General features: G+C 30.2%; 21 protein-coding genes. 8 read left to right on the top strand and 13 right to left on the bottom strand.

Going from position 1 to position 22,576, the window contains the following annotated elements:
- Positions 1 to 183: 183 nt before the first annotated feature.
- On the top strand, positions 184 to 1,203 hold the full coding sequence (locus tag BUA86_RS14295) for a LacI family DNA-binding transcriptional regulator (protein WP_072933797.1): 1,020 nt from the start codon (positions 184 to 186) through the stop codon (positions 1,201 to 1,203).
- 1 nt (position 1,204) lies between these two features.
- On the opposite strand, the gene BUA86_RS14290 is transcribed toward BUA86_RS14295, so the two are convergent.
- The 11 genes from BUA86_RS14290 to BUA86_RS14240 form a co-directional block, all read right to left on the bottom strand.
- Positions 1,205 to 2,818, bottom strand: a complete 1,614-nt coding sequence (locus BUA86_RS14290; RefSeq protein WP_072933796.1) for a UxaA family hydrolase — start codon at positions 2,816 to 2,818, stop codon at positions 1,205 to 1,207.
- Positions 2,819 to 2,830: 12 nt separating this feature from the next.
- Complete coding sequence (locus BUA86_RS14285) at positions 2,831 to 4,282, bottom strand: tagaturonate reductase (protein WP_083580391.1); 1,452 nt, start codon at positions 4,280 to 4,282, stop codon at positions 2,831 to 2,833.
- 19 nt (positions 4,283 to 4,301) lie between these two features.
- Entirely contained in the window at positions 4,302 to 5,825 is a 1,524-nt protein-coding gene (locus BUA86_RS14280; protein WP_072933794.1) for an MFS transporter, read from the bottom strand.
- A gap of 53 nt (positions 5,826 to 5,878) precedes the next feature.
- Entirely contained in the window at positions 5,879 to 6,547 is a 669-nt protein-coding gene (locus BUA86_RS14275; protein ID WP_072933792.1) for a bifunctional 4-hydroxy-2-oxoglutarate aldolase/2-dehydro-3-deoxy-phosphogluconate aldolase, read from the bottom strand.
- A 2-nt stretch (positions 6,548 to 6,549) separates the two neighbouring features.
- Entirely contained in the window at positions 6,550 to 7,557 is a 1,008-nt protein-coding gene (locus tag BUA86_RS14270) for a sugar kinase (RefSeq protein ID WP_072933790.1), read from the bottom strand.
- Positions 7,558 to 7,565: 8 nt separating this feature from the next.
- Positions 7,566 to 8,963 carry a glucuronate isomerase gene (uxaC, locus tag BUA86_RS14265; protein WP_072933789.1) on the bottom strand — a complete coding sequence of 466 codons (1,398 nt, stop codon included), beginning with the start codon at positions 8,961 to 8,963 and terminating at the stop codon, positions 7,566 to 7,568.
- Positions 8,964 to 8,981: 18 nt separating this feature from the next.
- On the bottom strand, positions 8,982 to 9,764 hold the full coding sequence (locus tag BUA86_RS14260) for a gluconate 5-dehydrogenase (RefSeq protein ID WP_072933787.1): 783 nt from the start codon (positions 9,762 to 9,764) through the stop codon (positions 8,982 to 8,984).
- 5 nt (positions 9,765 to 9,769) lie between these two features.
- Positions 9,770 to 10,606 carry a 5-dehydro-4-deoxy-D-glucuronate isomerase gene (gene kduI / locus BUA86_RS14255; protein ID WP_072933785.1) on the bottom strand — a complete coding sequence of 279 codons (837 nt, stop codon included), beginning with the start codon at positions 10,604 to 10,606 and terminating at the stop codon, positions 9,770 to 9,772.
- 363 nt (positions 10,607 to 10,969) lie between these two features.
- A complete protein-coding gene (gene gap / locus BUA86_RS14250) occupies positions 10,970 to 11,974 on the bottom strand; it encodes a type I glyceraldehyde-3-phosphate dehydrogenase (protein WP_072933784.1) in 1,005 nt (334 codons plus the stop codon).
- Positions 11,975 to 11,998: 24 nt separating this feature from the next.
- The gene (pfkA, locus tag BUA86_RS14245) at positions 11,999 to 12,982 is read right to left on the bottom strand and encodes a 6-phosphofructokinase (protein ID WP_262891213.1); all 984 of its coding nucleotides are present in this window, start codon (positions 12,980 to 12,982) and stop codon (positions 11,999 to 12,001) included.
- Positions 12,983 to 13,057: 75 nt separating this feature from the next.
- Positions 13,058 to 13,711: a DUF4294 domain-containing protein gene (locus BUA86_RS14240; RefSeq protein WP_072933782.1), complete on the bottom strand. Its 654-nt coding sequence runs from the start codon at positions 13,709 to 13,711 to the stop codon at positions 13,058 to 13,060.
- Between the two features lie 61 nt (positions 13,712 to 13,772).
- On the opposite strand from BUA86_RS14240, the gene BUA86_RS14235 reads away from it, so the two are divergent.
- Complete coding sequence (locus BUA86_RS14235; RefSeq protein WP_072933780.1) at positions 13,773 to 14,864, top strand: M42 family metallopeptidase; 1,092 nt, start codon at positions 13,773 to 13,775, stop codon at positions 14,862 to 14,864.
- Positions 14,865 to 14,932: 68 nt separating this feature from the next.
- On the opposite strand, the gene BUA86_RS14230 is transcribed toward BUA86_RS14235, so the two are convergent.
- Entirely contained in the window at positions 14,933 to 15,979 is a 1,047-nt protein-coding gene (locus tag BUA86_RS14230; RefSeq protein WP_072933779.1) for a glucosaminidase domain-containing protein, read from the bottom strand.
- Positions 15,976 to 16,893, bottom strand: a complete 918-nt coding sequence (locus BUA86_RS14225; protein WP_072933777.1) for a 1-aminocyclopropane-1-carboxylate deaminase/D-cysteine desulfhydrase — start codon at positions 16,891 to 16,893, stop codon at positions 15,976 to 15,978. Before BUA86_RS14225 ends, BUA86_RS14230 begins: the two co-directional genes overlap by 4 nt.
- 457 nt (positions 16,894 to 17,350) lie before the next feature.
- Here BUA86_RS14225 and BUA86_RS16150 point away from each other — a divergent pair, with 457 nt between their 5' ends.
- From BUA86_RS16150 to BUA86_RS14195, 6 genes are all read left to right on the top strand, one after another.
- Positions 17,351 to 17,512: a DUF5522 domain-containing protein gene (locus BUA86_RS16150; RefSeq protein ID WP_178300429.1), complete on the top strand. Its 162-nt coding sequence runs from the start codon at positions 17,351 to 17,353 to the stop codon at positions 17,510 to 17,512.
- Entirely contained in the window at positions 17,509 to 18,243 is a 735-nt protein-coding gene (locus BUA86_RS14215) for a DUF2911 domain-containing protein (protein WP_072933774.1), read from the top strand. The genes BUA86_RS16150 and BUA86_RS14215 overlap by 4 nt, the downstream gene beginning before the upstream one ends.
- A gap of 220 nt (positions 18,244 to 18,463) precedes the next feature.
- Positions 18,464 to 18,724, top strand: coding sequence for a hypothetical protein (locus BUA86_RS14210; protein WP_143147341.1), 261 nt, complete (start codon positions 18,464 to 18,466; stop codon positions 18,722 to 18,724).
- A gap of 304 nt (positions 18,725 to 19,028) precedes the next feature.
- Positions 19,029 to 20,468, top strand: coding sequence for an ABC transporter permease (locus BUA86_RS14205; protein ID WP_072933770.1), 1,440 nt, complete (start codon positions 19,029 to 19,031; stop codon positions 20,466 to 20,468).
- A complete protein-coding gene (locus BUA86_RS14200; protein WP_072933769.1) occupies positions 20,469 to 21,815 on the top strand; it encodes a DUF3526 domain-containing protein in 1,347 nt (448 codons plus the stop codon).
- Positions 21,809 to 22,504: an ABC transporter ATP-binding protein gene (locus tag BUA86_RS14195; RefSeq protein ID WP_072933767.1), complete on the top strand. Its 696-nt coding sequence runs from the start codon at positions 21,809 to 21,811 to the stop codon at positions 22,502 to 22,504. The genes BUA86_RS14200 and BUA86_RS14195 overlap by 7 nt, the downstream gene beginning before the upstream one ends.
- Positions 22,505 to 22,576 lie beyond the last annotated feature (72 nt).

Raw genomic sequence — 22,576 nt, 5'->3', positions numbered from 1 at the left:
TTGGTTATTATTATTAGATTTATTGAAGTTATTGATTACATTAAAATTACATTTGTAATCGATTACAAATGTAATTTTAGTCCAAATTTTTTATATATTAGTGTGTACAAAATACAATAAGATTTGTTGAATTATATTTAAAGTATCTTTGCACAGATTGAAAATTAATATTCGATTATACCTATGAAAAAAAGTGTTACGATTTACGACATTTCTAAAAAACTTAATATCAGTGCTGCTACAGTTTCTAGAGCATTAAACAATCATCCTAAAATTAGCCAAAAGACAAAGGAACTTGTGTTAAGTGCGGCTAAAGAATTAAATTATATTCAGAATACTTTAGCACAATCTTTAAAAAGTGGGAAGACCAACCGTGTAGGAATTATTGTACCATATATTAACAGCAGTTTTTTTTCGTCTGTAATTCGTGGAATAGAAGAGGAGTTAACGCCTCATGGCTATCATGTTATTATATGTCAAAGTCACGAAGATGTTAATTTAGAAAAGAAGCAACTTAGTACATTATTAAATGCACAAGTGGATGGGATTTTTATGTCTGTTTCTAAAACAACAGAAGATACAAAGCATATAGAAAATGCAAAAAGCAAAACTCCAATTATATTTTTTGATAGAAAGAAAGATATTGCTGGAATAAGTACCGTTGTAATAGATGATTATAAAGCTGGTTATTTAGCTACTGAACATCTTATAGAACAAGGTTGTCGAAAAGTATGTCATTTATTAGGTGACTTAAGATTAGAAATCTATCAAAACAGATACAATGGATATTTAGATGCTTTGAAAGACAATGGAATTTTATTGAATAAAGATTATGTAATTCCAATTGAAAGTTCTGTTGAAGATGGAATAGAAGCAACTAAAAAATTATGGAAACTTGCTTCACCTCCAGATGCTATATTTTCTGCTAGTGATTATGCAGCTTTAGGTGTTTGTCAGGAATTAAGAAATAATAATATCCGTATTCCACAAGATGTTACTGTAATTGGTTTTAGTAATGAACCTTTTACACAGTATATGGAATTGCCTATTAGTTCTGTTGATCAGACTCCTGATATAATGGGAAAAATTTCCGCTCAAGTATTTTTGGAATACATCAACGAAAATTTTTCAGGGATAAGCATAGAAAAAAAGGTAGTTCTAAATCCTCAACTTTATATTCGAGAATCATCTAAACGAAAATAAATTAAAGAGAAACTCCTCTTTTCCAGGGAATAAAATCGTTTTGATTTAATAATTGAGCTTTAGTTTTTATATCTCCACTTGCTACTTTTATAATAAATTCCAATAATTCATCTGCTGTTTCATCAATTGATTTTTTTCCTGTGATTATTTCACCGGTATTAAAATCAATGATGTCAGGCATTTTTTCAACCAATGCATTATTAGATGAAATTTTAATTACTGGAGCAACTGGATTACCAGTTGGTGTTCCTAAACCAGTTGTGAATAAAACAATATTTGAACCTGATCCAACTAAAGCAGTTGTACATTCAACATCATTTCCTGGTGTACACAATAAATTTAAACCAGGTTTGTGTATATATTCTGTAAAATCTAATACATCTTGAATAGGAGATGATCCTCCTTTTTTAGCTGCACCAGCAGATTTCATAGCATCTGTAATTAATCCATCTTTTATATTTCCAGGAGAAGGATTCATATCAAAACTAGAACCAGCAGCAATAACAGAATCTTCAAAATCTTTCATTAATTGTAAAAAACGTTCTGCGTCTTTTTCTTCGACACATCTATTTACCAATTCTTGTTCAACTCCACATAATTCTGGGAATTCTGATAAAATTGTTGCTCCACCGATAGCTGCCATTAAATCTGATAATCTTCCTAATGTTGGATTAGCAGAAATTCCAGAGAAACCATCAGATCCTCCACATTCTAATCCAAGTACTAATTTTGAAATAGGAGCAGGCTTGCGTTCAATCTCGTTTGCCTGTTTAATTGCTTCGTAAGAATCTTTAATAATTCCATTTAGCATTTCATCAACAGTTCCAGATTTTTGTTGCTCATATATCACAATTGGTTTCTGATTATTTGGGCTAATTTTTTCTAATGCTTTTTTGAAAATATCAATCTGTAAATTTTGACAACCTAAGCTTAAAACAGTTGCACCAGCAACATTCGGATTATTTACATAACCAGCTAATAATCTTCCTAATGCTTCTGCATCTTGTCTAATTCCTCCGCATCCACCTTGATGTGTAATGAATTTTACATCGATGTTTTTAAAAACGCGGTAATCTTCAACTTCATTTGTTTCTACAGTTTCGGTATTATCATTAATTAACGAACGTAATAACAATTGATGTTTAGAAGGTTTATCAAATAATAATTCCTTTTCGAAAATGTCTTTTAATGTTTCAACATTTCTATTTTCACAAAAAACTAAAGGAAAAACCAACCAAATATTTTCTGTACCAACTTGTCCATCTGGACGGTGGTAGCCCATAAATGTTTTGTCTATCCATTTATCTATATTAGGAGCTGTCCAAGAAGTTGTTTCGGTTTTACCTTCAACTTTTGCACTTTTATGTTTTACGTTTTCAGTTGTAATAACTTCTCCTTTTTTAATAGGGTAAAGAGCTCTTCCTACAATAACACCGTACATGTAAATAGAATCACCCTCCTCTAAATCTACAGAAGCAAATTTGTGTTTTGCTTTAGTATCTTTTAAAATAGTAAACTCTAAATCTTCAACAACAATTTTCTCATTCGCCGATAAATCTACCAACGCAACAATTACATTGTCTGTTGGATTTACTTTTAGTGCTTTCTTTTGCATATAATTGTCATATTATGATTGAAGATAAATTGAATATGCTTTTTCAATTCCTTGTTTATCAATTAATTCTAATGCTTTCGAAATCTCGTCTACTAAGTTTTCTACTTTTGTAAGATCTTGATCCCAAAACGTTTTATTTTGCAAAATTAATGTAGAAATTTCATTGTAATTAGTTGATTTCCATATTTTTTCAAACTCATTAGTAATTTCTATATCATCATTCACAGGTAAAACTTCATTGTTCCAATTTCCTTTGTAAAAGCGTAATAAACAAGCAAATGCAAAGGTGATATTTTTTGGTAATTGATTGAATTTTTCTACATATTCTAATAAAGTTGGTAGTACACGAACTTTAAATTTTGAAATTGAATTTAATGCAATACTTGATAAATGATGCTTAATGAATGGATTTCTAAATCGATCAAAAACATCTTCCGCATATTCTTCTAGTTCTGCTTTTGGCAAGTTTAAAATGGGGATTATCTCATTGTAAACAATTTCTTTTACAAAGTTACCAGAAATAGTGTTATCGATTGCATTTTTAACAGTATCAATTCCCAACATAATAGAAAAAGGAACCATTGCTGTATGTGCACCATTTAAAATTCTCACTTTAGACAAGCGATAAGGCTGAATATCATTTACAACAAGTATTTGTTCATTCGCTTCGTTAAACGGTATTTTATCTAATAAATCTTTATTTCCTTCAATTGCCCAAAACAAAAATGCTTCTGCAACAACTATTAATTCGTCTTTGTAATCTAATTGATTGGTATAGTTTATTAGATCATCTTTCGGAAATCCAGGAACAATACGATCAACTAATGTATTATGAAATGAATTTGAATTCTCTATCCAAGTAGAAAACTCTGGCTCTAGCTTCCATAGTTTTGCATAATCTAAAATATATCCTTTTAAAATAATTGCATTATTTTCAATTAATTCGCACGGAATAATAGTTAAACCTTTTTCCGGATTTCCATTAAAATGCTGAAATCTTTTGTATAAAAGAGCAGTTACTTTTGCAGGGAAATTTTTGTGAACATTATTTCCTAATTCATTTTCAGAATCATCGAAAACAATTCCAGCCTCTGTTGTATTAGAAAAAATGAATTGTAATTCTTCTTCTTTAGCTAAATCTATAAAACTTTGATAATCTTCGTACGGATTAATTGATTTTTGGATAGCAGAAATAATCTGTTTATGCTCAATTGTTTGTCCTTTTTTTATACCTCTTGTAAATAAAGTATATAAATTATCTTGTTCTTCGAAAGTATTAAACGAACTTCCTGAAGGAGTAACTTTTATATTGGCGATTCCTGCATTAAAATTGGCATCTTTATTCAGTTTATCAATTACATAGTCTGTAAAAGCGCGCATAAAATTTCCTCCTCCAAATTGTATAACTTTTATAGGAAGTTCTTCTTTACTATTTATTATTTCTCTTGTTAAATTAATTTCCAATTTATTCAATTTAAAATTGTTATTTGATGACTTTATATTTCGGAACTAAAAGCTTCATGACAATCCATGCTGTTAAATATGCTATACCGCAAACAGTAAAAATAATCATATAACCTTTGTCTATTCCGTCTACTACGATTGCTCCAGATTTTTCTAAATTAGTTAGTAAATCTTCTGGCATTCGTTCTGTACTATATTGTGGAAATTTTTCTAATAATGGAATTCCATCTATTGTTGTCCATGCTTTGTGCGAATAATCAAATAAAACACCCGATGATTTATTAATGATAAATGAACCTATTCCACCAGCCATTCCTCCAATTCCAACAATTGTAGCAACTGCACTTTTAGGAAACATATCACTAACTGTAGAAAAAATATTAGCAGACCAAGCCTGATGCGCTGCACCAGCTATACCAATAATAAGTACAGGAATCCAGAATGTTGTAGCTCCTAATGGTTGTGCGACGATTGCTAATAAAGGGAAAAAAGCGAAAATTAACATGGCACGCATACGACCAGCGTAAGGATTCATTTTTAATTTATCTACAAAATATTTTGGTAACCAACCTCCAATAATAGACAATAATGTAATCATGTATAATACAAATAATGGAATAGAACTTTGTGTACTGTCCATATTATAAACAGAACTTAAGTAAGCTGGTGTCCAAAATAAATAGAACCACCAAACACCATCTGTCATAAATTTTCCGAAAGCAAAAGCCCATGTTTGTTTGTATTGAAAACATTCTTTGAATGTTAATTTTCTTTCTTCAACTTTGATTGCATTTTCTGTAACTTCTTCATCTTGTTGAATATATTGTAATTCAGCTTCATTTACTTTTGGATGATCTTCTGGTTTTTGATAGATGAAAATCCAAAATCCCATCCATACAAATCCTAATCCTCCAATAATAATAAATGCCATTTCCCATCCCATAGATTTTGCAATGAATGGAATAGTAAGTGGAGCAGCTAATGCTCCGACAGTTGCACCAGCATTAAAAATACTAGTTGCTAAGGCTCTGTCTTTTTTAGGAAAATATTCTGCTGTTGCTTTTATAGCTCCAGGAAAATTTCCAGCCTCACCAATTGCTAAGATTAATCGAGCAAAAATAAATAAGGTTACACTTGTAGATATTACAAGCGATACATTACTCACTTTCTCTAAGGTATCTTTTGCTTCTGCAAAGCTAACGAACCAGTCTCCAGTGATCCATCCAGAAGTTGCAATTCCGCAAAACGCGTGTAAACAAGCTCCGATAGACCAGATTGCAATCGCATATAGAAAACCTTTTTTTGTTCCCATTTTATCTATAAATCGACCAGCAAATAACATACTTACTGCATAAAATATAGAAAATAAAGCAGTTATATTTCCATAATCGTTATTATTCCAATGAAATTCAGGAACTAAATAATCTTTCCAAGTTAATGATAGAACTTGTCGATCTAAATAGTTAATAGTCGTAGCAATAAATAATAAACTACAAATAGTCCATCTAAAACTACTTGGTTTAAGAGTCATATTGTTTCTCATTTTTTCGTGTTAAATTTTTGTGTGTGGTTTTGAGTATTGAGTTAAGTTTTATTTCATCTTATTGTTTTTATATATTCAATTGATTGTTTTACAGTTTGTTTTATTTGAGGATAATTAAAATTACCATCTGGCTCTTTTGTAAATAATTGAGAGCCTAAGCCAACACAATATGCACCAGCAGAAATCCATTCTTTTAAGCTTTCTTCAGTCGCATTTACTCCACCAGTAGGCATTATATTAGTCCAAGGCATTGGTCCTTTTACAGCTTTTATAAAATCTGGTCCACCAACTTGTGTAGCAGGGAATATTTTTACAACTTCTGCACCTAGTTCCTCTGCATATGATATTTCTGAAACAGATCCACATCCTGGCATCCAAGAAATTTTTCTTCTATTACAAACTTTAGCAACTTCAGGATTAAGTGAAGGAGCAACAATAAAGTTAGCACCTAATTGTATGTATAAAGATGCAGTAGGAGCGTCTAAAATAGATCCAATCCCTAAAATCATTTCAGGAAGCTCCTTTGCAGCAAATTTTGTTAATTCAGCAAAAACTTCGTGAGCGAAATCTCCACGATTCGTGAATTCGAAAATACGAACTCCACCTTCGTAACAAGCTTTCAAAATATTTTTACAGATTTCTACATCTTGATGATAAAAAACGGGAACAATTCCTGTTTCTTTTGCTTTTAAAGCAACTTCTATTCTTGTAAATCTTGCCATTTTTATCTTTTTATTCTTCCTCCTAAATTTCCATTAACCACTTCTAATACATCTGCTACAGAAGCTAAGTTTACATCGCCTAAAATTGTATGTTTTAAGGCACAAGCGGCATTCGAAAAATCTAATGCTTTTTGATAATCGAAATGCATCAATCCATAAATTAAACCTGCCGCAAAAGCATCTCCAGTTCCAATTCTATCTACCACTTGATTAACTTCAATTTCTGTTGTTTCAATGTATTGATTATCAACCCAAGCGCGTCCTTTTGTTAATTGATTACTTGCATCTTTACCGATTCTAACTTTATCAAAAACTTTTTGGATAGAAGGAGTGGTATTTAGTAATGTTTTTGAAGCCTCAATAAAACCATCTTTATCTGAAGAGAATTGAGTTCCTAAAATTTCATTTATTTCATTTACACCTCCAATAAAAATAGTTGAAAGACCAACTAATTCTTTTAAAACTTCTTGTCCTTTTTTACCGTAATTCCAAAGGTTGCTTCTATACGCAGGATCTGTTGTAATATTGATTCCTTTTTCCTTTGCGATTTCTAATCCCTGTTTAAGTGCTAAATAAGCATTTTCTGAAATTCCTGGCGTAATTCCAGTCCAATGAAAATATTCGCAATCTTGTAAAGCAGCATTCCAATCAATATCATTTGGGTTGATATTGGCAAATGAACCATTTAATCTATTGTAAGCAATTCTACTTGGACGAACAGCAGAACCAACCTCTAAAAAATATAGTCCTAGAGGATGTTCGTTTTTATTGACTTGAGAAATATTAATTCCAAGACTTTTCATGTAAGAAATAGCTGAATCACCTACAAAATCATTCGAAACGTTTGTTATATGCTTTACATCGCATCCAAATGTAGATAGCGAAGCAGCAACATTCATTTCTGTTCCTCCAAAGAAAAATTCTACTTCTTTGCTTTGTTGTAAAGTTTTATTGTTTGAAGGTGATATTCTCATCATTACTTCTCCAAAAGTCAAAATTTTATTGCTCATAGGATTTCTTAAAATTCAAAATATTCTTTTGCGTTATGGTAACAAATATCTGAAATTGTTTTTCCAACTAATTCAAAATCATTTGGTAATTCACCATTTTGCATTTCTTCTCCAAAAAGATTACATAATACTCTACGGAAATATTCGTGTCTAGGGAAAGATAAGAAACTTCTAGAGTCCGTTAACATTCCAATAAAACAACTTATAAGTCCCATATTAGATAAGGCGTTCATTTGTTTTATCATTCCATCTTTTTGATCTAAAAACCACCAACCAGAACCAAATTGAACTTTACCTTTTACACTACCATCATTGAAATTTCCAATCATTGTTGCAAAAATTTCGTTATCAGCAGGATTTAAATTGTAGATAATTGTTTTTGTTAGCTTATCATTTCCATCTAAACGATTTAAAAATTTAGATAAGTTTGCAGCTTGTTTAAAATCTCCAATTGAATCCCAACCAGTATCAGGACCTAAAACTCTATGCATTCTAGCATTATTATTTCTAAGCGCGCCTAAGTGAAATTGTTGAATCCACTTAAACTGATGATAAGTTTCTCCTAAGAATAGGAGTATAGCTGTTTTAAATTGCTCAATCTCTTTTGCAGTTAATACATCTCCATTTCTTTTCTTATCAAAAATATTCTTGATTTCTGCATCTGTAAATTCTTCATAAGAAATGTAGTTTAATCCGTGATCACATACTTTGCAACCGATTGCATTAAAGTATTCAATTCTATTGTACAAAGCATCAGTTAAATCCTTGTAAGATTTAATTTCGATACCAGCAGTTTCACCAAGTTTTTCTATATAAGCATTGTAATCATCATTTTCGATCAAAATAGCCTTATCTGGACGAAAAGCAGTACTTACTTTTGTTTTAAAAGAATCATTTTGTAATGCTTTGTGATACTCTAAATTATCAGTAGGATCTTCTGTCGTACAAACAGTTTCAGCATTTACCAAACTTAATAATCCTTGACAAGATTTATCTGCTTGTTGTAATTGTTGAGAAGTATTTTGATAGATTTCAGTCGCATTTTTTTCATTTAATAACTCATCAATACCAAAATATCTTTTTAGTTCTAAATGTGTCCAATGGTACAATGGATTACGTAGCGTATGAGGAACTGTTTTTGCCCAAGCTTCAAATTTTTCTTGATCTGTAGCATCTCCAGTAATAAATCTTTCGTTTATACCCATAGTTCTCATTGCTCTCCATTTGTAGTGATCTCCAGCAATCCATACTTTTGAAATGTTTTCAAAAACACGGTTTTCTGCAATATCCTTCGGAGGTAAATGATTGTGATAATCTATAATAGGAAGTTTTTCTGCATAGTTAAAGTACAGTTCTTCTGCATATTTATTTTGTAGTAAAAATGTATCTGTTATAAAAGATTTCATATTAATTTGTGATTTTTTTTATTCGTTAGAAGGTTTACCTATTGTAGCTAAAATTCCACCATCAACATAAATAATTTGTCCATTGATGAAATTACTAGCCTCAGAAGCTAAGAAAATTGTTGTTCCAGCTAAATCTTCTGGATTTCCCCATCTTCCTGTTGGCGTACGACTGATGATAAACTCATTGAAAGGATTTCCATCAACGCGTATAGGTTCCGTTTGTGATGTCGCAAAATATCCAGGACCAATTCCATTAACTTGTATATTGTGTTTAGCCCATTCTGTAGCTAAATTTCTTGTTAACATTTTAAGTCCACCTTTTGCAGAAGCATAAGCCGAAACATTATCACGACCAAGTTCGCTCATCATAGAACATATATTGATAATTTTTCCAGCCTTTCTTTTTATCATGCCTTTTACAACTAATTGAGACATGATAAAAGGACCAACCAAATCAACATCAATTACCTTACGAAAATCTTCAACAGGCATATCGACTGCTAAAACACGCTTAATAATTCCTGCATTATTTACTAGAATATCAATTTTTTGATGCTTTTGTTCTATTTCAGCAACTTTTTCGGCAGCCAGTTTTTCATCAGTTACATCAAAAATATAACCTGATGCTTTATAGCCTTTTTGTGTATAATGAGCTAATGCTTCTTCTAATTTTGATGGAGTAGTGCTTGTAATTACTAATTCTGCACCAGCAGAAGCTAAACCTTCTGCCATTGCCATTCCTAAACCATGAGTTCCTCCAGTTATTAAGGCAACTTTTCCTGTAAGATCAAATAAATTCATATCGCTTACTTTAATTCGTTTGTTTTTACACCATCCATATCACCGTAATCCATATTTTCTCCTGCCATTCCCCAAATAAAAGTATAATTTGAAGTTCCTGCTCCTGAATGGATAGACCATTCTGGAGAAAGTACAGCTTGATGATTGGTCATAAAAATATGACGAGTTTCTTCTGGTTGTCCCATAAAATGACTAACTGTTTGCCCTTCCTCTAAATCAAAATAGAAATAAGCCTCCATTCGTCTTTCATGTGTATGCGCAGGCATGGTATTCCATACGCTACCTTCGTGCAATTCTGTCATTCCCATTTGTAACTGACAAGTTTCTAATACACTGTTTACTAAAAGCTTATTAATTGTTCTTTTATTAGAATATTTTGTTTCTCCTAATTCTACAATCTCAGCTTCAGCTTTAGTTACTTTTTTTGTTGGATATGTATGATGAGCAGGAGCAGAGTTAATATAAAAGTAGGGTTGTTCGTTATCTACTTTATCAAAAATAACTTCTTTACTTCCTTTACCAATGTATAAAGCTTCTTTGTTACCTAATTCGTAAACAGTTCCATCTACGGTAACTTTTCCTTTTCCACCAACGTTAATAATTCCTAATTCTCTACGCTCTAAAAAATATTCAGCTTTTAAATCGTCTGTTGGTTCTAATGTTAATGCTTTAGACGATGGAAAAACTCCTCCAACAATTAAACGATCGTACATAGAGTAAACTAATTTGATTTGATCCTTTAAGAAAATATCTGGAATTAGAAATTGTTCTCTAAGTTCTTCTGTTGTGTATTTTTTTACATCATTTGGATGATGGGCGTATCTAAATTCTGAATTTGTCATAATTTTAAATTAAGGATTTATGTAATCGATTACATTTTGTAGTCTAAAAACTTATCTTTTTGACGTTTTGTAAAAATATAAAAACATTTTTAATATTGTACATAAAACACCAATAAAATTTTTTATTCAATATAAATGCTTGTTAATGTGTTGTTTTAGAGTTTTTTAAAGTAGTTTTTAATATATTTATTTTGAAGTAAGATGTACAAAGTAAAATGTATAAAGTAAAAAGTATAGAGTACAAAGTATAAAGTATAAAGTAAAGTGTGCAAAGTAAATTGTAGAATGAAATTATAATAGAAGAAATAAAAAAGCTGTTCCAAAATTTTGAAACAGCTTAATATTATTAAAAACTAATTTGTATTAGATTTTTGAGATGTGTTGAACTAAATCAACAACTTTGTTTGAGTATCCAATTTCATTGTCGTACCAAGCAACTAATTTAACGAAAGTAGGGTTTAACATAATACCTGCTTCAGCATCAAATATACTTGTTCTTGTATCACCAACGAAGTCTTGAGAAACAACAGCATCTTCTGTGTAACCAACGATTCCTTTTAAATCTCCTTCAGCAGCTTCACGCATAACTTTTTTGATTTCGTCGTAGTTCGTTTCTTTTGATAATTTTACAGTTAAATCAACAACAGAAACATCTACAGTAGGAACACGGAAAGACATTCCAGTTAATTTTCCATTTAATTCTGGAATAACTTTTCCTACAGCTTTAGCAGCTCCTGTAGAAGAAGGAATGATGTTTACCATTGCACTTCTACCACCTCTCCAATCTTTTGCAGAAGGTCCATCAACAGTTTTTTGAGTTGCAGTTGTAGCGTGTACAGTTGTCATTAAAGCTTCTTCGATTCCGAAGTTTTCATGAATAACTTTAGCTAAAGGTGCTAAACAGTTTGTAGTACAAGAAGCGTTAGAAACGATAGTATCTGCAGCAGTTACTTTATCGTGATTAACACCCATTACAAACATAGGAGTATCATCTTTAGATGGTCCTGTTAAAACAACTTTTTTAGCTCCAGCTTCAATGTGTTTACCAGCAGTTTCTTTTGTTAAGAATAATCCTGTAGCTTCAACAACGATATCAGCTCCAATTTCATCCCATTTTAAATTTGCAGGGTCTCTTTCAGCAGTAACTCTAATAGTTTGTCCATTAACAACTAAATTTCCGTTTTCTACTTTTACTTCACCTTCAAATTTCCCGTGAACAGAATCATATTTTAACATGTAAGCTAAATAATCAACATCTACTAAATCGTTGATACCTACAATTTCAATATCTTCTCTCTCTATAGCAACCCCAAATACTAGGCTACCAATTCTCCCGAATCCGTTGATTCCAATTTTAATTTTTGACATAGTTATATAATTTCCCTTTATATTTTATATTGCTAAAATGTTAGCCACTTTAATTAATTCAGTATCGATTTCGTTATGTTTTATAATTGCTTCATCGATAGGAGTAAACACAATTTTGTTTGAGCGAATACCCGCCATTAAATTAGTTTTACCTTCTAATAAACCTTCTACAGCTGCAATACCTAAACGACTAGCTAATACACGATCATGACATGTTGGTGATCCACCACGTTGAATGTGTCCTAAAACTGTTACACGAATATCATATTCTTGGTGACGAGCTTTTACTTGCTTTGCAATTTCGTAAACTCCACCTAATTGTTCTCCTTCGGCAATAATAACAATGCTTGATTTTTTTCCTGACTCTTCAGAACGTTCTAATGAATCACATAAATCTTCTACACTATCACGTTGTTCTGGAATCAAAATATCTTGTGCACCAGAAGCTATTCCACTATTAAGTGCAATAAATCCAGCGTCACGTCCCATAACTTCTACAAAAAATACACGGTCATGAGAAGTAGCAGTATCACGTAATTTATCTACAGCTTCTACAACTGTATTTAAAGCTGTGTCATATCCAATTGTGAAATCTGTCCCAAAAATATCATTATCTATTGTTCCAGGGATTCCAATAAATGGAACATTGTATTCTTTGTGAAAGATATTTGCTCCAGTAAACGATCCATCTCCACCAATAACAACCAATGCATCTAGATTGTTTTTCTGTAAATGTTCGTAAGCTTTTTTTCTACCTTCTGGTGTTCTAAATTCTGTTGAGCGAGCAGTTTTTAGAATAGTCCCACCTTGGTTAATTATATTTTTTACGGAACGAGGACCAAGTTCAATCATATCATTGTTGATTAAACCTTCATATCCTTGACGTATTCCGATCGATTCTATTTGATAATATTTACAGGCTCTTACAACGGCACGTAAGGCCGCATTCATTCCTGGCGCATCTCCCCCAGAGGTTAATACACCAATTCGTTTTATATTTTTTCCCACTTTTTCCCTTTATTAAATCAAAAGTAATAAAAAAACAGCAAATAATTGTAATCAACTAACTAGTTAAACAATAAATTAATCTTCATCTACTGGAATAAGAGTTCCATCCGCAAAATCTCGTTGAAGAATAACAGCTATATATAAATCCTCTCTTGTTCTTCTAGGATCAAAAGTTTGTTTTAGGTCAATATTAAATGCTCCACTAGCTGCATTATATAAGAAAGCGTTTAAACCTCCTCGTAATTCTTTAATTATCTCGTAGGTTGTTTTATTCGTTTCTTTGTAAATTAATTTAGTAAGGATTTGACCGCGAGAACTTGACATGTTCTTTAGTTGATTCTCAAATTGATCGGCTAATTCTTTTTGACGAGATTTTACAAATTTCTTTTTATCTCGTCTTTTATCCATTGTTTGTATTGTATCAGAAACATAATTATATTCTTTTACAGCTTTTCTTACATACGGCCAAACATCTCTAACACGTTTTCTTAGCCATAAATAATACTTTTTCTCTAAGTCTGTTTTTAAATGAACAGAATAATAATTTGATTCGTTTAAATGAATTGTATCTAATGGATTAAATGTAAAATCATCTAAATTAATTGAATCATTTTTTATCTCTTGAACAGGGTTTTTACCTCCTAAATCTAAACCAAAAATTTGTGCATCTAATTTTGCACTTAAAAATAGCGTAAGGAAAGTAATAATATAGTACAAATGATATTTCATATAAAAAAATCGTTCAAAAATTGTTCCTAAAATTACTACATTTGTTCGTAAAATATATAAAATGAGTGCAAATAATTTATTTGACGAGAAATCGTTAAATTTTTTGGAAAACTATCTAAATACTGCTTCACCAACTGGTTTTGAGAGTGAAGGACAAAAAGTATGGATGGATTATATTAAGCCATTTGTAGACGAAATAAAAACGGATAACTATGGTTCTGCTTATGGAGTTATCAATCCGGAAGCTAAATATAAAGTTGTGATTGAGGCACATGCAGACGAAATTTCTTGGTTTGTAAATTATATTTCTGATGATGGATTAATTTATGTTGTACGTAACGGAGGTTCTGATCATATGATTGCACCATCTAAAGTTGTAAACATTCATACTAAAAAAGGAATTGTAAAAGGAGTTTTTGGTTGGCCAGCAATACATTTACGTCAAGGAGGAAAAGAAGAAGCACCAACACAAGATAAAATTTGGATAGATACGGGTTGTACATCAAAAGATGAAGTTTTAGAACTTGGTATTCATGTAGGTTGTGTCATCACTTATCCAGATGAATTTTTTACTTTAAATGACCGTTACTTTGTTTGTCGTGCTATAGATAATAGAATGGGAGGGTTTATGATTGCTGAAGTAGCACGTAAATTAGCAGAAAATAAAGATAAATTAGATTTCGGTTTATATATTGTAAATGCTGTTCAAGAAGAAATTGGTCTTCGTGGTGCAGAAATGATTACACAAACAATAAAACCTAATGTAGCAATTATTACAGATGTTACACATGATACAACAACTCCAATGATTACAAAATCGAAGGAAGGTGAACAAAAGTGTGGAGATGGTCCTGTAGTTTATTATGCGCCAGCTGTACAAAATAATTTAAGAGAATTAATTTTAGATACTGCTGAAAAAAATAATATTCCTTTTCAAAGAGCGGTTAGTTCTCGTGTAACTGGAACAGATACAGATGCATTTGCTTATAGCAATGGAGGTGTTCCTTCTGCATTAATATCTTTGCCATTACGTTATATGCATACAACTGTTGAAATGGTTCATCAGTCGGATGTAAAAAATGTTATTGAGTTAATTTATGAGTCAGTAAAAACGATTAAAAACGATCAGAGTTTTAAATATCATACTGTTTAATACTTAATTTATATTAAAAGAAATGAGCCGCAATTTTGCGGCTCATTTCTTTTATATTGAAAAATAATTTATGCTTTTATTTTAGATTTTAAATTTAGCCTTTGTCCAACTCTTGGTTGATCTCCAGGTTCCATTCTATTATACTTGTAAAGATTCTTAACTTTTATTCCAAATTGTTGAGAAATAGTATACATATCATCTCCTTCTTGTACTTTGTAAGAATGGTCAGATCCTTTAGATTTCTTTTTACCAAAAAATACGATTTGTCCATTTTTTAATTTAGATCCCATTTGGATTTCATTAAAATTGGCGATTTCAGATGGAACTTTATTATATGTTTTTGCAATTAAAGCAATTGTTTCTCCTGCTTGTGCAACAACATATGGAATATTATTTTTATGATTTAAGATACGTGTACCAGGTGCTTTTTCTCTTACCTCGTATTCTATTTTTTTACTAACTTTTTCTTCTTTAGTAGTAACAGCTGGTAAAACAACCTCTGGTTTGTTAGATTTTGTATTGTATTTTTGAGTATTATTACTTGCTAGTAAATCGTCTTGATTATTATATAAGTTATATAATTTAGCATAGACCTCTTCAGTAGATATGTTATCAAACTGATCTAAATTGTATTTTTCTATTCGTGATATTAATTTAGAAGGGTATTTAGGATCTGTAGCATAACCCGCTTTTTTTAATCCATTTGCCCATGCACGATAATCTTTATCATCTAAAGTAAAAAGTGACTTGTAGTAAGGTCTTAATGCTAAAAATTTAGAATGATCTCTATAACTTTCTTCTACAGATTCATATTTTCTAAAACATTCACCTCTAGCATCATCATCATGGTAAATTCTTGGTTTATCAAGCGACCATTCTTCTGGTCCTTTACATTTTATTCCAAAATGATTATTGGCTTGATCTGCTAATCTACTTTGTCCTCCACCAGTTTCTAATAATCCTTGGGCTAATGTAATACTCGCAGGAACTTTATACAATTGCATTTCCTGAACAGCTAAAGCAGCGTGTTTACGAATGTAAGTTACGTCTTTACTTTCTTGTGCTTGAGTTGCGATTGTCGCTATCAAACTAAAAATGTATATCAACTTTTTCATTCAATAAGTGTTTTGTTCTTTTTTTTCAGAAGTTTATTCATTCCTTCAATTCCTTGTAATCCACCAGTATGAATCATTAAGATAGTTGAATTTTCTTCGAAATAATTATTTTTAATTAACTCCATTATCCCAAAAACCATTTTTCCTGTATAAATAGGATCTAATTGAATTTGGTTAATTCGTTTAAAATCATTTACAAAAGTAATTAATTCTTCGTTAACTTTTCCATATCCTCCAAAATGAAATTGATTAAAAATAGTAAAATTCTCTTTTTCTGTTAAGTTACGTATATCATTTACAATAAAATCACCTTTTAAACTAGGGAAGCCTAAAATGGTTTGATGGGGTTGCGAGCTTTCTATTACACCAGCAATAGTTCCTCCAGTTCCGATAGCGGTTGCTATATAATCAAAATTAAAACAGTTATCGTATAAAATTTCTTTACACCCTTTTATGGCTAAATTATTTGTTCCGCCTTCTGGTATAATGTAAGTATCTGGAAATTGTTTTTGTAATTTTTCTAAAAAATCTGGCTGATCTTTTTGTCTGTATTCTTCTCTTGAAATAAAGTGAAATTTCATTCCACATTTTTTAGCAAAACGTAACGTAGAATTTTCATCTATTTTATTTTCTAATTCTTCGCCACGAATTATTCCAACTGTTTCAAATCCGTGTAATTTTCCAGCAGCAGCAGTCGCTGCAATATGATTAGAAAAAGCGCCACCAAATGTTAGAATTTTTTTGAAACCTAATTCTTTTGCTTCAATTAAATTATACTTTAATTTTCTAAATTTATTACCAGAAATTTCGGGATGATTTAAATCCTCTCTCAAAATACATAGTTTAATATTTTGAGTAGTAATTGTAGATAAATTGATTTCTTGTATTTCCGCTTTATATTCGTTCCAAATCATTTTATAAATAGTTTAAAAAGCTATAAAATTTTCGGTTTTTCAAATAATTTAGATTGTCTTCGTTAGCGTAAGCTTCTTTTTCGAAACTTATATTTCTGTATGCTTTGTGTTGATCTTTTGATATAATTAACCGAATAAAATACTCGATTATGTACCAAATGTAAAACAGAAAAATTAAGAGTTCAAGTTGTTGAATAAGATGAATTTTCTCGTGATTAATAATAGTTGGATTGTTTTTTAGATTTTTATCTCTCAGAATAATAAATGGAAAAATAGCTATTCCAATAAAGTTTTTCCGAAATATTTGACGTAAAACAATAACAAACATAAAAATCGTTTAATTAAAGATAATCTTAAGAATGTACAACAAGCATAGCTTTCTACAAAAGTAACAATTTATAAAGAGAATTCATTTAAACTTTTTTTCAAATTATTTTGTAATTTCACAGGATTAGAAATGAAAAAGTTTGAAGAAGGAGATTATTATTTATCTCCAGAAGGTTTCCGAATTTTTACGGCTCAATATTTAAAAAAGAGAGGATATTGTTGCAAAAGTGGTTGCAAACATTGTCCTTATGGCTATGATAAAAAAACTGATAAAATAAAAAGTAAAAAATGAAAAATACATCAACAATTTTAGCTTTACTTGTTGGAACTTGTGCTTTTGCACAAATGAAGTTTCCAGCAGTTAGTTCGCATGCAGAAATAGAACAAAAAGTTGGATTAACTGAATTTGAGATTGAATATAATCGTCCAAATATTAATAACCGAGAAGTTTTCGGAAAATTAGTTCCTAATGGAGAAGTTTGGAGAACTGGTGCAAATGAAAATACGGTTATAAAATTTGATCAACCAATAAAAGTAAATGGTAAAGAATTAGCGGCTGGTGAATATTCTTTGTACACAATTCCAAATCAGAAAAGTTGGGATGTTATTTTTTATAAAGATGCTAAAAACTGGGGAAATCCTCAGGAGTGGAAAGAATCTAATATAGCTTTAAAAGTAAATTCTCCTGCTACAAAAACGAAAGGTGTAAAATTAGAAACATTCGAAATTCGTTTTACAAATGTACAACAAGATAAAGCAGATTTAGTTTTAGCTTGGGATGATGTTTCTGTTGTTGTTAAATTAGAAACAAATACAAAACAAGCTGTTTTAGATATGATTAAATCTCAGTTGAATGAAAATTCTCCTGCAAGAGATTTTTACAACTCTGCTAATTACTATTATACAAATAAATTAGATAGAGCACAGGCATTAAAATGGATTAATAAAGCAATTGCTAAAGATGCAAAAGCACCAAGTTATTTTGTTGAGTTAAAAGAGAAATTAGAAAAAGAAAAATATTAAATTCTTTTCTAAGAATACGATATAAGCTACCATTTGGTAGCTTTTTTTATAACTAGTTCTTATTAAAATGTAAACTTTTGTTTATATTTTTTTCATTGATAGTGATGATTTATAAAATTAATGTAATTTTGTCGCATTAATAAAAATGAGCGAGTTTCTAAGAAAAATACTGATACTTCCTTTACTATTGATGTTTTTAATAAATGTCAGTGGAATAGGAGTGTGTATAGAACATTCTCAGCATAGTAACTCAACTTCAACCAAATTACATCAAGATAACAAAGAAACGTGTATTGATAATGAAGATGTGTGTCAGTGTTTACTTCACATGCACATGAATCAGGTTTTAATGCCAAAAGTTATTGTTATAGATACCCCAATTAGTTCTATTATTGATAATGAAATGCCTCAACCAAAGGCAATCAATTATCGATGCTTATTAGACTTCTTTAGCTCTAGGGCACCTCCATATTTAGTATAGTAGTTTAATAGTTAAAACTAAAATAGGTTATGCGTTCATAATTTATTTTTTGTTTAATGGATTCTTTATGTTTTTACATGTTGATTCCTTTGTCTATTCTATCTATTAAAGTATGAAAATGAATGTTTTCATATTCACTATACATCAATGTTTATTACTGTTTTTTAACAGTAAAAAAATCTCAAATTTACACATCAGATTACGAATTGTTATTTATAAAATAATAATGATAAATATTGATATTCTAATGATAATCAATGCTGTTTTATTGAAATACTAACAGTTACTTATAAATTTTAAATAAATGTCAAACTTTAAACAAATCGCTCATAAAACACGAAAAGATCTGTTCAAAGGCAAGCAAAGTCTACTAATTGCCACAACTGTTCTTCTTTTTTGTTTTCTGAGTATCGGAATTGGATTCATAAAATACAATGAAACGTTTTCCAAAGTAAAAGAATATCGTGAAGAAACACGAAAAAATTGGGAAAGTAGACCAGATAAACATCCACATAGAATGGCACATTATGGGTATCTAGTTTTTAGAATTGGACATCCATTAAGTGTATTTGATAATGGTTTGGATGATTATTTAGGGAATGTAATTTTCTTAGAAGCACATAAACAAAATACAGCCAATTTATCAGAAGCAGGAAGTTCTGGTGTTTTAGTAAGATTTGGTGCATTTAGTAGTGCATTCATTTTACAATGTATTGTTCCTTTAATTATTATTTTTTTAGGATTTGGTTTAATTGTTAGGGAAAGGGAAGATGCTACGTTAAAAATTTTGAATGTTCAAGGTGCTTCTCCAAGAGCAATTATCTGGGGAAAAATTATGGGACTTTGGCAATTCTCTTTGTTATTTTTAATTCCTGTAATTCCAATTGTTTTTTTAGCTGCAATTGGAACAGAAACAAGTACAACGATTGATATTTTATCGAGAATCTTAGTCATCTTACCAGCTTACATGATTTACTATTTCTTTTTTTGTACACTAACGGTATTAATTTCTGCAAATAGTAAAGTCTCTTCTTCAGCTTTAATTAGTTTAATTGGTTGTTGGTTAGTTTTAGTGATTTTTTTACCGAAAATAGTTCAATTCACAGCTCAAAATTTATATCCAACACCATCAAGAATTGCATTAGAAACAGAAGTTGAAGAAGATGTTTTAAAAGTAGGAAATAGTCATAATCCAGATGATCCACATTTTAAACATATTAAAGATTCTTTACTAACAAAATATAATGTAAAAACAACAGATGAGCTTCCTGTTAATTACGGTGGAATTGTAATGAAAGAGGGAGAAAGAATTAGTGCAAAAATATACAAAGATCATTTAAACGAACTACAAAGAAAATACAATAGCCAACAAAAACTAAACGAATTGTTTGGTTTTATAAATCCTTTAATGGCAATTAAAAATATTTCGATGACTGCTTCTGGAACAGATTATTTTGCTTATCAACAGTTTCAACTGCAGGCAGAAGATTATCGCTATAAGCTAGCACAACGCATGAATGATTTACAAATAGAACATATTGCGAATGTTAAGCCATTACCAGGAGAAAAAGCCGCAATGGTTACTAAAGATAATTGGAAACAGTTTCCTGATTTTACTTATCAATTCTCTTCGTTAAAGGAGAGTGTTTTTTCTCAAATAATTCCATTTTTAGCGATTATATTTTGGTTGTTATTATGTGTTATAAGTGTTGAATTAAGTGCTAAAAAATTAAAATTAATCTAAATGAATTATTACTTATTTAAACAATTTTGTAGAAATAAAGCGTACATTATTTCACTTATTATTTTATTATTTGCAGGTTTAAGCTCTTTATATACTGGGAAAAAGTTTTTAGATAGAAATGAAGATATTATTGCTAAAAGCGCAGCTTACCAACAAGAAAGTCTTGATAAAAATTTATCATTACATAGCGACGACATAGGATTACTATTATATTATGTAAAGTTTAATTTGGTAAATGAAATGCCAAAATTAACGGCATTAAATATAGGCTTAAGAGACCTTAATCCTTCTATACAAGGAGTTACAATAAGAAACTTAGAAGAACAAAAGAACAATTCTGATTTCTTTAACCCAGCAAATGCAGTTGTTGGTAATTTCGACTTTTCCTTTGTCTTAATTTTTCTTTTTCCTCTTGTAATTATTGCATTTTGTTACAATGTAATTTCAGATGATCAAGAAAAAGGAACATGGAAATTACTGGTTGTGCAAAGTAAAAGTATAAAAAAACTTATCGATACTAAATTATTCATTCGCTTTCTAGCAATTGTATTTGTCTATTTTCTACTCTTAACTGTTGCAATATTTTACATTGCAATTCCGATAAATTATGATTTTATTATTTATAGCAGTGTAGGACTATTATATATTATTTTTTGGTTTGTTTTAAGTAGATGGATAATTAGTTACCAAAAATCATCTTCATGGAATGCACTTTCTTTAGTTATACTTTGGATGGGAATGAATTTTATTTTTCCAATGTTAGGAAATATGGTTATTCAAAAAGTATATCCAACAAAAGAAGGCTTACAAGCACAAATAGAACAACGTGAAGGTTATCATAACAAATGGGACGAAAAGAAAGCAGAAACAATGAAAAGGTTTCATGTCATTTATCCTCAATTCAGTCATTATAATGTAGATGAGAATGTTAGTTCATCCTATATTTGGTATTATGCCATGCAACATCTTGGAGATGTAGAATCTTCATTGTCATCAAAACAGTATAATCATAAAATGGAACAGAGAAATAATGCTGCGATATTCATTGGTTATATTTTACCAAATATTCAAACACAATTAGTGCAAAGTAAACTTGCTAAAACAGGAATGGAAAACCAATTAAATTATGCAAATGGTTTAAAGGATTTTCATGAAAAGCAAAGACTTTATTTTTACCCACATATTTTCGAAAATGATAATGCCGATGTTATCAATTGGAGTAAGCAAACTGTAAAAACATTTATTGATTCAGAAAAAATAAATTTAGACCGTGTTTTTACACCTTACTTAATCATTATAGCTCTACTATTAATTCTATCACAAAATAAATACAAAAAATTATGCTAAAAACTGTTCATCTTCATAAAAAATATAATGATTTTACAGCACTAAAATCTCTTGATTTAGAAATTGGTAAAGGAGAAATTTTTGCTTTACTTGGTCAAAATGGTGCAGGAAAAAGTACAACCATTAATATCCTTTTAGGGTTAATAAAGTCTACTTCTGGTGATGCATTTATCAATGGGATTTCTGTAAAAAATAATCCACAAGAAATTAAAAAACATTTAGCATATATACCAGAAACAGTATTGCTATATCCTAATCTTACAGGAATAGAGAATCTAGATTTCTTTTCTAAAATAGCAGGGTTTAATTATAGTAAAGAAGAATTATCTGATTTTTTAAAAAGAACAGGTTTACAAGAAATTGCTCACCATAAACCTTTGGGCGGATACTCTAAAGGAATGCGTCAAAAAGTTGGAATTGCTATTGCATTGGCTAAAGATGCAAAAGTTTTGTTGTTAGATGAGCCTACTAGTGGTCTAGATCCCATTGCAACAGCTGAGTTTACAGAAATAGTTCGTCAATTTGGACAAGAAGGAAGAACTGTTTTAATGGCTACTCACGACATTTTTAATGCAGTAAGTGTTGCAACAAATATTGGAATTATGAAGCAAGGAGAATTAGTTCAGAATCTGCCTTCAAAAACATTTTCTGCTGCGGAATTACAAGAATTATATTTAAAGACGATATAATTTAATTACAATAATATATATTATTATAAATACTTATTTTCATAAAAAATAGATGCACAGTTTTTTGTGCAT

Source organism: Chishuiella changwenlii (assembly GCF_900142565.1).
GTDB lineage: Bacteria > Bacteroidota > Bacteroidia > Flavobacteriales > Weeksellaceae > Empedobacter > Empedobacter changwenlii.
The sequence above is the reverse complement of the archived record's forward strand: the minus strand, read 5'-3'. Positions and strand labels throughout refer to the sequence as shown.

Coding starts and splice junctions, on each gene's coding strand:
- BUA86_RS14270 (WP_072933790.1), bottom strand. CDS start 7,557: ATGAGCAATAAAATTTTGACTTTTGGAGAAGTAATGATGAGAATATCA.
- BUA86_RS14225 (WP_072933777.1), bottom strand. CDS start 16,893: ATGATTTGGAACGAATATAAAGCGGAAATACAAGAAATCAATTTATCT.
- BUA86_RS14290 (WP_072933796.1), bottom strand. CDS start 2,818: ATGCAAAAGAAAGCACTAAAAGTAAATCCAACAGACAATGTAATTGTT.
- BUA86_RS14240 (WP_072933782.1), bottom strand. CDS start 13,711: ATGAAATATCATTTGTACTATATTATTACTTTCCTTACGCTATTTTTA.
- BUA86_RS14205 (WP_072933770.1), top strand. CDS start 19,029: ATGTCAAACTTTAAACAAATCGCTCATAAAACACGAAAAGATCTGTTC.
- BUA86_RS14295 (WP_072933797.1), top strand. CDS start 184: ATGAAAAAAAGTGTTACGATTTACGACATTTCTAAAAAACTTAATATC.
- uxaC (WP_072933789.1), bottom strand. CDS start 8,963: ATGAAATCTTTTATAACAGATACATTTTTACTACAAAATAAATATGCA.
- BUA86_RS14200 (WP_072933769.1), top strand. CDS start 20,469: ATGAATTATTACTTATTTAAACAATTTTGTAGAAATAAAGCGTACATT.
- BUA86_RS14275 (WP_072933792.1), bottom strand. CDS start 6,547: ATGGCAAGATTTACAAGAATAGAAGTTGCTTTAAAAGCAAAAGAAACA.
- BUA86_RS14280 (WP_072933794.1), bottom strand. CDS start 5,825: ATGAGAAACAATATGACTCTTAAACCAAGTAGTTTTAGATGGACTATT.
- BUA86_RS14235 (WP_072933780.1), top strand. CDS start 13,773: ATGAGTGCAAATAATTTATTTGACGAGAAATCGTTAAATTTTTTGGAA.
- kduI (WP_072933785.1), bottom strand. CDS start 10,606: ATGACAAATTCAGAATTTAGATACGCCCATCATCCAAATGATGTAAAA.
- BUA86_RS14195 (WP_072933767.1), top strand. CDS start 21,809: ATGCTAAAAACTGTTCATCTTCATAAAAAATATAATGATTTTACAGCA.
- BUA86_RS16150 (WP_178300429.1), top strand. CDS start 17,351: ATGAAAAAGTTTGAAGAAGGAGATTATTATTTATCTCCAGAAGGTTTC.
- BUA86_RS14215 (WP_072933774.1), top strand. CDS start 17,509: ATGAAAAATACATCAACAATTTTAGCTTTACTTGTTGGAACTTGTGCT.
- BUA86_RS14260 (WP_072933787.1), bottom strand. CDS start 9,764: ATGAATTTATTTGATCTTACAGGAAAAGTTGCCTTAATAACTGGAGGA.
- gap (WP_072933784.1), bottom strand. CDS start 11,974: ATGTCAAAAATTAAAATTGGAATCAACGGATTCGGGAGAATTGGTAGC.
- BUA86_RS14230 (WP_072933779.1), bottom strand. CDS start 15,979: ATGAAAAAGTTGATATACATTTTTAGTTTGATAGCGACAATCGCAACT.